Annotated in this window: 7 protein-coding genes; all 7 read left to right on the top strand. The window is 48.7% G+C overall.

Features of this window, described 5'->3' with window-relative positions:
* Positions 1 to 19: 19 nt before the first annotated feature.
* Positions 20 to 3,523: a hypothetical protein gene (locus HY811_00335; protein MBI4833258.1), complete on the top strand. Its 3,504-nt coding sequence runs from the start codon at positions 20 to 22 to the stop codon at positions 3,521 to 3,523.
* 13 nt (positions 3,524 to 3,536) lie between these two features.
* Positions 3,537 to 4,253 (top strand): HAD-IA family hydrolase, encoded by a 717-nt coding sequence (locus tag HY811_00330; protein ID MBI4833257.1) that lies wholly within the window; start codon positions 3,537 to 3,539, stop codon positions 4,251 to 4,253.
* 1,148 nt (positions 4,254 to 5,401) lie between these two features.
* Entirely contained in the window at positions 5,402 to 6,733 is a 1,332-nt protein-coding gene (locus HY811_00325; GenBank protein ID MBI4833256.1) for an acetyl ornithine aminotransferase family protein, read from the top strand.
* 36 nt (positions 6,734 to 6,769) lie between these two features.
* A complete protein-coding gene (locus HY811_00320) occupies positions 6,770 to 7,870 on the top strand; it encodes a 2-oxoacid:acceptor oxidoreductase subunit alpha (GenBank protein ID MBI4833255.1) in 1,101 nt (366 codons plus the stop codon).
* A gap of 18 nt (positions 7,871 to 7,888) precedes the next feature.
* A complete protein-coding gene (locus HY811_00315; protein ID MBI4833254.1) occupies positions 7,889 to 9,241 on the top strand; it encodes an NADP-dependent malic enzyme in 1,353 nt (450 codons plus the stop codon).
* Positions 9,242 to 9,388: 147 nt separating this feature from the next.
* A complete protein-coding gene (locus tag HY811_00310) occupies positions 9,389 to 10,441 on the top strand; it encodes a hypothetical protein (protein MBI4833253.1) in 1,053 nt (350 codons plus the stop codon).
* A gap of 377 nt (positions 10,442 to 10,818) precedes the next feature.
* The coding region (locus HY811_00305; GenBank protein ID MBI4833252.1) for a putative Ig domain-containing protein at positions 10,819 to 13,965 on the top strand (3,147 nt) is incomplete at its 3' end.

Below are 13,965 nucleotides of genomic sequence, written 5' to 3'. Positions count from 1 at the left end.
AAAAACAGGAGACCATGTTATGAAACAGCATAAAATCTGCCTAGCTCTAGTAATCTTTGTTTTACTGGTTTCGTTCATTTCATGCCGCGGTACGGAGGAAAATGTTGATATCAGGGATTTTCTTGAGGAGCCCGTAGAATCTAAGGGGACCACGGTTGCGATTAAGGATTTGATGGTTTCGAATATTTCCCTGGATACCGGGAAGCTCCTGGCGATTTCCGTGGCGCTTAAAACAGACCAGTCCGGAATTATCTGGGATGGTTTGAAAATAAGCCGGGAAGGAAGTGCTTCCGATAATGATATCCCGTCAATTTCCATTTATCAGGATGACGGCGACGGTAAATTTGATGCGTCCGTGGATAAGGTTATCGGTATTTCCGCCTTTAAGGACGGCGCGGCCGAAATAAAAATAAAACCGGCGCCGCCTGTCGGGAAAGATTTAAAATCATATTTCCTGGTAGTTGAGGTGAGCAAGGAAGCACAGACCGGGGTTGATTTTAGCATTAATATAGCCAGCGAAACGGCTTTTCAGACTAATGACCCATTGGATATAAGAGCCACTGAAAATTTCCCTTTCACATCTAAAGCATGCAAGATAAACCCTACAGTGGATAAGCTGCTTGTGAGCGCGCGTGATATATCCCCTCTTTACTTGAAAGAGGGCTCGGCCGATTTGCCTTTGATTAGGCTGATCCTTAAAGCGGAAAAAAAAGATGTTGTTTGGAGTGATGTTAAACTTGGTCGTAACGGGACCGTGGGTGATTTGGACATTACGGCAGTAAAAATATATTCTGATGATGGCGACGGCAAGTTCGACCCGGCAACGGATAAGAAAATCGGGGAAAGCTCGTTTTTAGACGGAATTACAGAGTTGGATGTTGAAGATCAAACCGTTACGACCGAGGCGAAAATATATTATATCACAAGCGATATCAACGCAACGGCGCCGAGCGGCCAGTTTTTCGGAATTAAATGCGACGGGCCTGAATCTTTTGGGATAGTCCCGCCACATTCGGTAAGTTCGGAAGGCTTTCCGTTTGCTTCCGGCCCGGAAGGCAAGGGAGCCCAGATAGGTTTGGATTGGAAAGCTGTCCTGGTGGAACGCGTCAAGGAAAAGAACGTAGAACAGCAGAAGAACGAGGTGATGGCACAGCAATATTATGAAACCGCCCTGAAACTGTATAAAGAGGCTAATTATAAGCAGGCAATTGATAATGTCCAGAAGGCCTTGGAATTGGATCCCCACCACCTCGGTGCGGAAAAACTGTTGATTGATTTGCGGCGTCTCCTTTTCGGCGATAGGGCAGGCGAATATAAAACCGTTTTGGAGGATGCCCAGAACCGCCTGGAAATAAAAGTTCAGCAGATTGAAATAGAAATCCGCAACCACTTCCTGAAAGCCGAGGAATATATGCGGGAAGAAAATTTTAAGGAATCAATCAGCGAATACGAAACGATAGAGGAGAAATTGAAATGGGACCCATACGGATTCCAAACGGTTTCTAAATACCGGGAACAGGCCAAGGAACGTTTGAAAATCGCCCAGGAGCGTTTAAAAGTGCAGCAGGATATGCTGTCTATCCAGCAACGGCGTGCCGCCGAAACACTTGCCAAGGAAGAAGAAGAACGCCAGCGTGCTGAATTCAACTTGAAAATAAAAAGGCTGTTTGAAGAGGCTGTTTTAAACTTCGAAGAACAGCGTTATAAAGAGGCGGAACGTTTGGCAGATAAAATATTGGTTTTGCTGCCCACTTTCAAGCCGGCACAGTCACTTAAGAATGATTGCCAGTATGCACAGCATAAAGAAGCCAGGGTTGACTACCTGAAACGCCGGGTAATGACTTGGAAGATGTTCCAGGAAGAGTTTGATGAGGCCCTAATTCCTTATGCAAGTTCGCCTTTTATCGAGTATGATCCCGAAATATGGGAAAAAGCCTTGCGCCGTGAACCGATTGGCTTGATTGAAGAAAAAATAACTGAAGACCCGGATGTCTTGGAAATGCAGCGCACTTTGGAAACCGCACGCGATACTATTACTGTCAATGATGACCACGGGCTTGAAGAGCAACTGGAATTTATCGGTCAGCGGTATAATATACCTATTTATTACGGCGCGGATGCGCGTGAGGCTATCACTGCCGAAAGGAAACGTTTCAGCCTTACTAATACATCACTGGATTATGCGCTTGAACTGGCTTTAAAGCAATATGGGCTATCATATATATTCCGTGATAAAGCTTTGTGGGTGGTTAAAAAAGATGAAGCGACCCCTGAAAAGCAGGTAAAAGTTTATCATGTGGATGATTTGGTGTATCAGGTCCAGAATTTTGAGGGGCCTTCCGTGGAAAGCCCTTTTCAAACCGCGGCAGGCGTTAATTTCCCGGTTCCTCCGCCGGTCGAACTTCCTACAAAACCGATTCTTGAAATGGATAAATTGATGAACCTTATTCGGCAGAATGTTTTCAACGGCACTTGGGAAGACGGTCAAAATCAGGATAACATTATTAAAGGGACCGGAATCACACAAATCGGTTCTAACAAGCTGATGGTTATACATACCTTGCAGGCGCAAAAAGAGGTGAATGATTTTTTGAAGACATTGCGCTCATTTGCGGGCACGATGATTGCGGTTGATGCGAATTTTTTAGGCGTAACGGATGATTTTTTGGAAGAATTAAATATTAATTTAAAGGATACCGCAGGTGCCGGCGCAGTGGTTGGCGGTGGTGCTGCTGGGTTTGCACGCCCGGCCGGGCAGTCCGGTAATACCACGTTTGATTTCAGGTTCAGGGGTGATTATCCTTTTAGCGTTGGTGGTGTTCAGGATCCCGCTGCGGTTGTTGGCGGTTCACGGCTGGCTAACGCCGGAGGAGTAGGCGCCCGTATTTCCGTAATCCGCCCGAACGATACGAACGATTTGAACTTTATCCTCCGCGCCCTGGAAAAAAAGCAGAAAGTAATTTCGCTTAATTCTCCGAAAATAGTCGCATTGAATGCCCAGCGTTCTTATGTCGTTTTTCTTGAACAGCGTTCTTATATCCGCGACCTGGATGCCATTGCCGGTGTCCTTGCTTACGACCCGGTCCTGGATACTCTTCAGCTGGGTGTCGTTCTTGATGTCATGCCGGTGATGAGTTATGACCGCAAATATATCACCTTGCATACTTTATCAACCCTGATATCTTTGGAAGCGATGAGGAATTTTGACTTCCAGAACGGCGTAGAAATCCCGCAAGATCAGATTGATGCTGGTTTTGCAGGATTCTTTATCCAATTGCCGCGGTTGGGAATTGAGCGCGCCCGCACTTCGGTTGTCGTGCCTGATAAAGGGACGATAATTTTGGGCGGATTAAAGAGAGGCCGTAATACGATCACTAAACAGGGTACTCCGGTTTTAAACAAGGTCCCGTTGATAGGGTCTTTGTTCCGCAGAGAGATTAACAGTGACGATAAGCAAAATCTGCTCATCATGATGAAAGCGCAGATTATTGAACTGTCGGAAATAGAAAAAGAACGAGAGTAATTGCCTCCAATAAATGCTCAAAGCCGTTTTCTTTGATATAGACGATACGTTGCATTCCACCTCTGAATTTGCCGTGCGCGCCAGGAAAAACAGCGTATCCGCGATGATTAAAGCCGGTTTGCATGTCCCGCATGCTTCCCTTGTAAAAGAGCTTGATGAGGTTATCAGGGAGTTTTCTTCGAATTATGAGCATCATTTCAATAAACTGCTTCTTCGGGTGCCTAAACGTTGTTATGAGGGGGTAAATCCGGCAATTATCGTGGCGGCCGGAGTGGTTGCTTATCACGAGACCAAATTCCGCGCGCTTAATCCTTTCCCGGATGTTATTCCAATGTTGCGCCGTTTGGCCAAAACAGACCTTATCCGCGGGATTATTTCCGACGGGCTGGAAATAAAACAATCGGAAAAACTCATCCGCCTGGGGATTTTACCGTATTTGACGCCTGCCGCGATTTTCCTTTCGGACCAGATAGGCATTTCCAAACCTAACCCAAAATTATACCAGCGCGTTTGTGCGGAACTGGATATTAGCCCGGAAGAGGCCGTTTACGTGGGTAATCATCCTTTGCTTGATATCGATCCGCCTAATAAAATAGGCATGATAACCGTTCTTGTCCGGAAAGTGGATAAGTATGCTTTGATTAAGGGTAAAACAAAACCGCGCTATTCTATTAAAAACTTCAATGAACTTATTTCTATTTTACGCAAGCATTATCAAATAGCCTGTTGAGTTCTGCTGAAAATCCGTCATCTTATTGCCGTCCCGCCAAGCCTCGGCGGGGTTATTATGCAGGAGGTCTATTTTGGCTGATGTGACCCAGCCTCTGAATTCAGGGTGACGTTTTACTGCTTAAGTTGACTATCCATATTGGTATATGACAATTGTCTTTAGCAGTAGGGCTTTTCCCCTCTTTGCCTCGCACCGAGCGCTCGGCACGAGGTGAAAAAGAGGGGTTAGAGGAGATTTAAAATCCCCCCTTACCCCCGTTTTATCAAAGGGGGGCAACCAGACAACCGTACCACTAAATTCAAATGTCATGAACCAGTAGTTAAGGTTTTTACAGCTTTCATAAGTATCATGCGGAACTTGTCGCTTTTAGTGAGCCTCCCGTCCCACAGGGATGCCAGCCCGTAGGCGAGGTCTCGTTAAAGGCGGAAAGGTTCGCCGAAACAGGCGAATCTGCCTCTGGCATGACAATCTGACAAACAATGGGTATAAAATACGCTCTAAGTCCGAATTTGGCAGGGGTTATGGCTAATCATAATTTGTATCATCTTGATTTATAAGGGATTGGAGAGATTTTTCGCCTTCCAGACCACTACCCCCCCTCTCTACCCTATATAAACACCCTTTGTAGGGTCAGGATACGCCCTTTGTACGGTCAGGTTACGCCATTCGTATGGTCGGGATACGCTCTTGGTAGGGATGGTAGCCATAGTTACTACGGTCGGGATACACCCTTTGTACGGTCAGGATACGCCATTCATACGGTCGGAATACGTCCTTTGTACGGTCGGGATACGCTCTTGGTAGGGATGGTAGCCATAGTTACTACGGTCGGGATACACCCTTTGTAGGGTCAGGATACGCCATTCGTACGGTCGGGATACGTCCTTTGTACGGTCAGGTTACGCTCTTTGGTGGGGGGCTACGGTTTTGGCGATGGCAAGTAATTATTCTTTATAAAAACGCTTTAAATCTTGACGTGGATTGATATGAATTTCACTGATTGCCAAAATCCGCTTTTGACCTAATTTTCTTGTCTTCGGCGGTATTTTAGGTTTATAATAAGAGGCAAATAAATCATGTCAGGGTGTTTTATAGAAGAGTTGCGGCTTGGACTATAGTCCTGGCCCATGAGAGATGGAGGATTGAATATGACCGAAAGAGAATCACCCAGGATTGTGGTTGCTCCCCCTGGCCCGATGGCGAAAAAGGTTTTAGCCAAGGATAAAAAATACATTTCCCCGTCGTATACCAGGGCGTATCCCCTGGTGGCGAAACGCGGTTATGGCATGACTATCGAAGATGAAGACGGCAACCGGTATTTCGATTTTACCGCCGGAGTCGCCGTTTGCAATACCGGCCATTGCCATCCGGAAATCGTCCAGGCAATCCAGGAACAGTCCGCAGAACTTCTTCACATGATTGGCACGGATTTTTATTACCATCATCAATCCGATCTGGCGGAAAAGCTTGCCCAAATCACGCCCGGCAATATGGCCAAAAAGGCGTTCCTGGCAAATACCGGTGCGGAATCGGTCGAAGCCGCCATGAAATTGGCCCGCTATTCCACGCGCCGCCCGCGTTATGTCGGTTATATCGGCGCTTTCCACGGCAGGACTATGGCTGCTCTTTCCATTACCTCCAGTAAAATAGTCCAGCGCCGTTATTACGCGCCGCTGCTTTCCGAAGTTACCCATATTAACTATCCCTATTGCTACCGGTGTGTTTTTAACCTGACTCACCCGAAGTGCAACCTCTATTGTTTGAATTACTTGAAGGATGTCCTTTTTAATAAGACTGTTCCTCCTGAAGAAGTGGCCGCGCTAATTATCGAGCCCATCCAGGGCGAAGGCGGCTACGTGGTTCCTCCTCCGGATTATCTGCCTGCCTTGCGGAAACTTTGCGATGAATTCGGCATTCTCCTTGTCGTTGACGAAGTCCAGTCCGGCATGGGCCGTACCGGCAAGATGTTCGCCGCTGAGCACTGGAAAGTCGTCCCGGATATTACCTGCATTGCCAAAGGCATCGCTTCCGGGATGCCTTTAAGCGCCATTGTCGCCAAGGCAAGCATTATGGATAAATGGGTCGCTGGCGCGCATGCCAATACCTTCGGCGGAAACCCGGTTGCCTGCGCGGCCGCTATGAAGACCATCGAGCTTTTGGAAAACGGCCTGGTTGAAAATGCCCGTAAAATGGGCGATTATTTCATGAAAGAGCTTAATTCCCTTAAGAATAAATACAAATTTATTGGCGATGTCCGGGGCAAGGGATTGATGATTGGCGTGGAAATAGTCAAGGACAAAAAGACCCGGGCGAAAAATCCGGACCGCCGCTCCCGTATCGTCAATTACTGTTTCAAGCATGGTTTAATTATCATGGGATGCGGTGACAGTTCCATCAGGTTCAGCCCGCCGCTTATTATAACCAAGGAAGATATTGATATTGCCCTGGAAATATTCGAGCAGGCGCTGAAAAAGTCTTAAGCTTGGGGTAACGGGCTTTCAGGCGTTTGGATTTTTATGTTATTACAAGGCAACGAAGCCTGCGTTCGCGGAGCCCTTTATGCCGGGTGCCGCTTTTATGCGGGTTATCCGATAACCCCGTCCAGCGAGATAATGGAGCAGATGGCAAGCGAATTACCTCGCCTCGGCGGGGTTTTTGTCCAGATGGAGGATGAAATCGGCTCAATCGCCGCGGTTATCGGTGCCAGCTGGGCGGGCGCTAAAGCCATGACCGCCACTTCCGGGCCCGGATTGACCCTGATGCTGGAAAATATCGGCTACGGCATCATGACCGAAACGCCCTGCGTGGTCGTGGATGTCCAGCGCGCCGGACCTTCCACCGGGCAGGCGACCAAGCCGGCAAGCGGGGATGTCATGCAGCTTCGCTGGGGCGCTTCAGGAGATTACGAAATAATTGCCCTTTCCCCATGGTCGGTTTTGGAAACCTATGAGCTTACCATACGCGCTTTTAACCTTGCGGAAACATACCGCCTTCCTGTTTTTCTGGCATCGGATGCCGCAATCGGGCACCTTAAGGAAAATGTCGCCCTTCCTAAAAATCTAAAGGTTACGCCGCGCGCCAAGAAATCAAAGTCGCCTGTCTTTTCGGAAATGCAGGGTAAACGTTGCCTGCCTGTTCCTATGCCCGCTTTCGGGCAGGGCAGGGGGCTGATGGTTACCGGTTCCACCCACGATGAATGGGGTTATCGCAGGACGCAATCGCCCACCGCGCATTCCAAACTTGTCAGCCGTTTCTGCCGTAAGATTTCCGATAACGCGGATAAAATCGCCGAGTGGGAAACCTATTACACACGCGATGCGGATACCGTGGTGGTCGCCTATGGTTTTACTGCGCGCAGCGCTCTTCGTGCCGTAAACATGGCAAGGGGAAACGGGAAGCATGTTGGTCTCCTTCGCTTTAAGACGCTCTGGCCTTTCGGCGCCAAAGCGCTTGAAGCATTGCCCAAAAAGGTTAAACGGATTGTCGTTCCGGAAATGAACCAGGGACAGCTCGAACGCGAAATCAGGCGTTTTATCAGGGGGAAAATCGGAATCATCCCTTATCACAAAACTGACGGCACAGTCATCACCCCGCGGGAAATCCTGGGAGTTTTATAATATTTGAAAGGAGTTATTATGCCAGTAAAAGAAAAGAAACTGACCAAGGATGAACTGCTTGCCAAAGCTAAAAAACCGGCTGAAGATGCGATGAAATTGCATCCTTTCTATAAAGGGAAAATTGAAGTCCTGCCCAAATGCGTCGTTCGCAGTGTCGACGATTTTGCCATTTGGTATACGCCGGGTGTCGCCGCCCCGTGTAAAGATATCCAGGCGCACCCGGAAAAGGTCTTTGAGCATACCAATAAAGGCAATTTCGTTGCCGTAATTTCCGACGGCACCCGCGTCCTGGGTTTGGGCGATATCGGACCTGAAGCAGGCCTCCCGGTCATGGAAGGCAAAGCCCTTATCTTTAAATACCTGGGCGGAGTGGATGCATTCCCGATTTGCCTGGGCACGAAAGACCCGGATGAAATTATTAAGACCGTGAAACACCTTGAGCCTTCCTTCGGTGGGATAAATCTTGAAGATTTTGCCCAGCCCAAATGTTTCAGAATACTCGATACCCTCCGTAAAGAGATGAATATTCCGGTCTGGCATGATGACCAGCAGGGCACGGCCGCCATTACGCTGGCCGGCCTAATTAATGCCGTAAAGCTGGTCGGCAAGAAGATGAACGAGGTCGCAATCACCATGGTCGGCTCCGGCGCCGCCAATATCTGTATCGCCCGCATGATTATCAAGGCAGGCGTTGACCCCAAAAAGGTTATTATGCTGGATAGCAAAGGCACCCTAAACCGCGATCGCAAGGATGTCCAGAAAGATTACAAGGAAAAATGGGAGATGTGCCAGTTGACCAACGCGAAAAACCTTAAAGGCGGGATTCCGGAAGCCATGAAAGGCGCGGATGTCCTGATTGCCCTTTCCCAGCCCGGCCCCGACGTCATAAAAAAGGAATGGATAAAAACGATGGCTAAAGACGCCATAGTCTTCGTCTGCGCTAACCCGATTCCGGAAATATGGCCGTGGGAAGCCAAGGAGGCCGGAGCCAGGATCGTTGCTACGGGGCGTTCTGATTTCCCCAACCAGGTCAATAACTCGCTCGGGTTTCCCGGCATTTTTCGCGGAGCGCTTGATGTCCGTGCCAAAACTATTACGGATGAGATGTGCATAGAAGCCGCGCGTGAGCTTGCCAAATGCGCCGAGGATAAGGATATGCACGAAGACCATTTACTGCCCACGATGGCGGATTGGGAAGTTTACCCGCGCGAAGCCGCCGCGGTCGGCATGAAGGCAATTGAACAGGGCGTGGCGCGCCTTAAATTCAGTCGGGAAGAGCTTCTGAAAAATGCCGAGAAAATGATTAAAAAGGCGCGGCAGGAAACAGAACTGATGATGAAAGAAAACTTTATCCCTAAAGCGCCGAAGTAAGCGGACGATATTTTTCTTCCAAATGTCTCCCGACAATCACGTCGGGGGACTTGAGGGAGATATGTTATATGGGTTAAGCGGGGGCAGGGCACTATTTTACGCAACCTTTAACCAGTTGGGGTGTTATATATTATATTGAAACATTTTATGAATAGAATATGGTTTTCGTTGTTTGCGTTTATTCTCTTCATTTTGGCGCTTGGCGGTGGCATAATGTTGCGCGCCGAGGAAGACGCCGATTCGGAAGAGGAATATCAGAAAGAAAAGCAATCCATGCTGGCGATGAGGAAGAGAGAACCGCCCAGGTTCATGGCAGTAATCCGTTCCCGAGTCTATAACCAGCTCCGCACCGAGGATAAGGAAAAATACGAGGAAATCGTTTATTACGCCTATAATATGCGGAAAAAGCAGTCCGAATTCCTCCTGAAGCACGGCGATGAGGATGAAAACGGCCGTCTTGATGAAGGCGAATGCAAAGCACTCCTGAAAAAGCGCGAGGAATTGCTTCCGATGTGGTTTGAAGCGCGTGAGAAAGACGGCGGCTGGTGTGACATTTCCGATATACTCGATGCCGTCCGTGGAAAAGCCAAACCCGTTACGGAAATGAAAGAAGCCGTTTATGACGAGCTTTACTGGAAAGAGCGGTTTGATAAGGCCGATAAGGATAAAGATGGACGCCTTACCAACGATGAAATTAAGAATGAGGAAAATGACTTTGGGTATTTTATTGATGAAGAAGCATTCAAAAAGGCAGATGTCGATGGCGATGCGTTCCTGACCGCGGAAGAATGTAAGAAACTTAAAAAAGAAGAGCTTGAATACTTTCGGGAAAGGCAAAATAAGGCAGTTGGGGAAATTAAAGAGAAGTTTCCGGATGCCCAGCTCACAAATGTCAAGTGGCTGAAAGCCCACCCGGATGTGGTGACCATCTTATATATTCATCCATACTGGGTAAAGGAGAATTACGAGACCCTTAAGGCACTGCACCGTGAAGGACAATGGCTGGAAGACCATCCGGCGATAAGGAAATCCATAGAATTTGTCTGGAAAAGGTACGACCTGTGGGATGAGGAGCAAAACGAGGTCTACGAAAGCCTGGTGGATTTTACTTTCGAGGACAAGTTTTTCCGCAATAAAGATTCTTCAGCGGCACCGCAGCCGGAACAGACCCCCCGCCCCAGAAGGCGGAAGGAAAAATAACACTCTCCGCCTGATTCAGTTTTTACCACAAATAAGCATATTACTATGTATATACTGCATGGTAAGCAAAAAGGGGCAGGAAAAATTCACGTTTTTTACAGGTGGTTCTAACTTTACGAATTCATTTATTTACCTCTATTGATTTTCTTATAATACAATTATATTAACATTAATATTATTTGTGGGTATAAAAGACACATTTGTGTCCTTTTAGACACAATATTGGCGTAATATTACATTTTTAAAATGCCATTCATTTTCTAACCTGCTATTTTACTGGAGTTAGGTCGATCGAAATAATCGCGATTTTTTTCGAAAGTTGGCACGATATTTGCTATGATATTAACCATATTAATTTTTATGTAAAGGAAATACTTATGCCAAACCGTAAAATGAGAGCAGCACTTGGTGTTTTCTGGGTCATGCTCGGCGTTCTGGTGTTCCCCGCCTTTGCCTTTGCCTCTGTAGAGGATTTTGAGACCGGTAACTTTTCCCAATTCGGCTGGCAGAATAACGGTCGCTGGGCAGTCGTCTCCGGCGCCGGATACAACTCCACTTACGGCGCTAAGGTCTACTGCGAGCAATACGTCACCGGCTCGTGGGACCTCTGGGTGACCATGCCCTGCACGGCAGGCAATATCTCCTTTTACCGCTATGAATACGGCTACGGCACCAGCAGCCTTATTTTCTACATTGATGGCGTCCAAAAAGGCTCTTGGCAGAATGTTAGCTGGGGCGTGGTTACTTACACGGTTACCGCCGGCACCCATACTTTCAAGTGGCGGGCGAGTAAATCATCCACCGGCGATGATGCAACCTACAAAATAGATTACATCACATTCCCGGAAGATCCGGCTATGGGCATTGCCGTCGGTGCGGCAGATGCATCCCGTCCCATCGGCGGCTCGGCTAAAGTGGCAGGGCAAATCACCTGCTCCACCGGTCCCGTCGGCAAGGTCCTTAACTCCCTCAAATTCACCGGTGCAGGCACCGGCAACGAATACACGGATATTGCCTCAGCCAAACTATACCAGGATACGAACGGTAATGGAATTCTGGATGGTGGCGAATCGCAATTAGGCACGAGTCAGGTATTTACTGCGGATAACGGCACGATTCTCTTCAGCAATCTCGGCATCACCATAAACGCCCGCTCCTCCCTGAATATGCTGATGTGTTATGATATGGTTACGACCTGCCTGACGACCTTTACTTATCAGGCAAAGATAATCTCATCATCTGATGTCAGCGCCAATGAATTAGGAGGAGGAGCCAGTTCGGTAAACGGCTCATTCCCGATTAATTGTGCCGTGAAAACCATGTATCGCGAAAACTTTGAGACCGGCACCTTGACCAAGTTCCCCTGGACATGGCTTGCCCGTTGGGAAGCTAATGCATCTGCCGGCTACCAGGATACCTGGGGTGCACAGGTTTACCTCTTATCTTATATCACCGGTTCGTGGGATTTAAACCTCACCCGTCCCTGCACTGCCGGGAATATCAGTTTTTACCGCTATCAATCCGGCTATGGCACCGGCTCATTGAAATTCTATATCGATGGTGTCCTTAAGGGTTCATGGAGCGACCAGGGCTGGGCGCAGGTAAGTTATTCCATCGCCCGTGGTGTGCACACATTTACCTGGATTGCGGACAAAACGACTACCAGCAGTGAGGCATATTATAAGATAGACGATATCGAATTCCCCTGGGTTTCCACCCTGTTTATTACTTCAACCACCCCGCTCCCGGACGGCTTAAAGAATACCGCCTATTCGCAAACGTTTACCGCGACCAACGGGCAGGCTCCCTACACCTGGTCGAAGATAAGCGGCAGTTTTCCGCCCGGCATTAATTTAAACTCCTCAACCGGCGAGCTATACGGCACGCCGACTATTTCAGGGACTTATAATTTCCGTATCCGTGTAACCGATAATCTTTCTGCCACGGACGGGATGGATTTCTCCTTATATATAAAACCATGGGATATTCTCCTGGGTGGCGACCACGAAGGGCAGGATTGGACCCTTAACACGAATACCACCATCGGCGGTGAACATTACGGCATTGGCCAGTTTACTATTGACCCTTCCGTAACAATCAGCTTCCAATCCGGCAGCGGAATGGGGATTGATGCCAATGACGTGGTGATTTCCGGCACGCTCAAAGGCATCTCACGCGGCATCGTGGAAATAAATAGCGCCATGGATATCCTCCTCACCTCGACCGGCAAGATAGATGTGACCGATCTGGCATACGGAGGGACGGATTCCACCTCGACCAAAGGGGCTGATGCCCCGAATTATACTGTGGGCGGCGGTGGCGGCGGCTATGGCGGTGAAGGCGGCGACGGCGGCGGCTACTCAGGCTCTGGCGGCGGGACGCGCGGCACCAGATATTTTATGGATATTGCCGAAGGCTCAAAAGGCGGCAATGTGCCCCTGCCTCCCGACCCTCCCCCTTTATATAAAGACCCTTACGGCGGAATGGGCGGCATCGCGATACTGGTTGCCGGAAATATCGTAACCGTTGACGGCAAAATTTGGGCTTACGGAAATAACGGGCAGGATGGCATCATTGTAAACAGCACCCCAACTGCAGGCGGCGGCGGAGGCTCGGGCGGCGGCATCATGATTAGCGCGATGAAAGTCTATGTAAATAGCTCCGCGGAACTCCTGGCCTATGGCGGTAATGGCGGCGCACCGGCTTCCGGTAATAATAACGGTGGAGGCGGCGGCGGGGGCGGCCGTATCAAAATATTCGGCTCTCATATACATCCGGATGCCTACCTTTCTGTTTCCGGCGGAAACCACGGTTCGGCTTCCGCCCAAAACGGGCATCCCGGCACCATTATGGTCCTGCCGCTCCATCGCGGTTATTGCTCGCCTTGCGAGGCTTTGCCCGGCGGCGTTACCGCGGCTATTCCGGTCGGCTCATCCGTCAATGTCACCAGCGGTAACCTGAATATAGATTTGGATATCACTAATATTAATCCGGTAAATTCAGTCCCGCATAATATTTCTATTTATTATAACAGCGCGGCGGAGAATACAACCGGTCCTTTAGGCCCCAAATGGACGCATACCTTTAACCAGCGCATAGAAGCCGTTATCTCGGATACGGTGCTGGCATGGGTGGATGGCTCCGGCAGGAAAATCGCCTTTGACGATATCAATAACGACTACGTCTATGAATCCTACCCTGTTTACGGATTGCCGCAGGTGGTCCTGACCGATACCGGCACGGGTTATGTCTTACAGGCAAAAGACCGGACGAAATATTATTTCAATTCCGGCGGCTTGCTCACAAACATCCAATGCCCGCGCGGCAATGCCATTACCTGCACGTATAATGCAGGGCTTCTGGCTTCTGTAGCTTTGCCTGACGGCAACCGTGTCATTTCTGTTTACTATAATGCTAATTCACTAATCAACCAATTAATTGATCCTGCCGGCAACATAACTACATTAGCTTATAACGGCAATAACCAGCTGCAATATGTCAGGAAGGATTCCGGCAGCTGGGAG

The sequence above is a fragment of the Planctomycetota bacterium genome, assembly GCA_016207825.1.
Lineage (GTDB): Bacteria > Planctomycetota > MHYJ01 > JACQXL01 > JACQZI01 > JACQZI01.
This window is presented reverse-complemented; position numbering and strand designations above follow the sequence as displayed.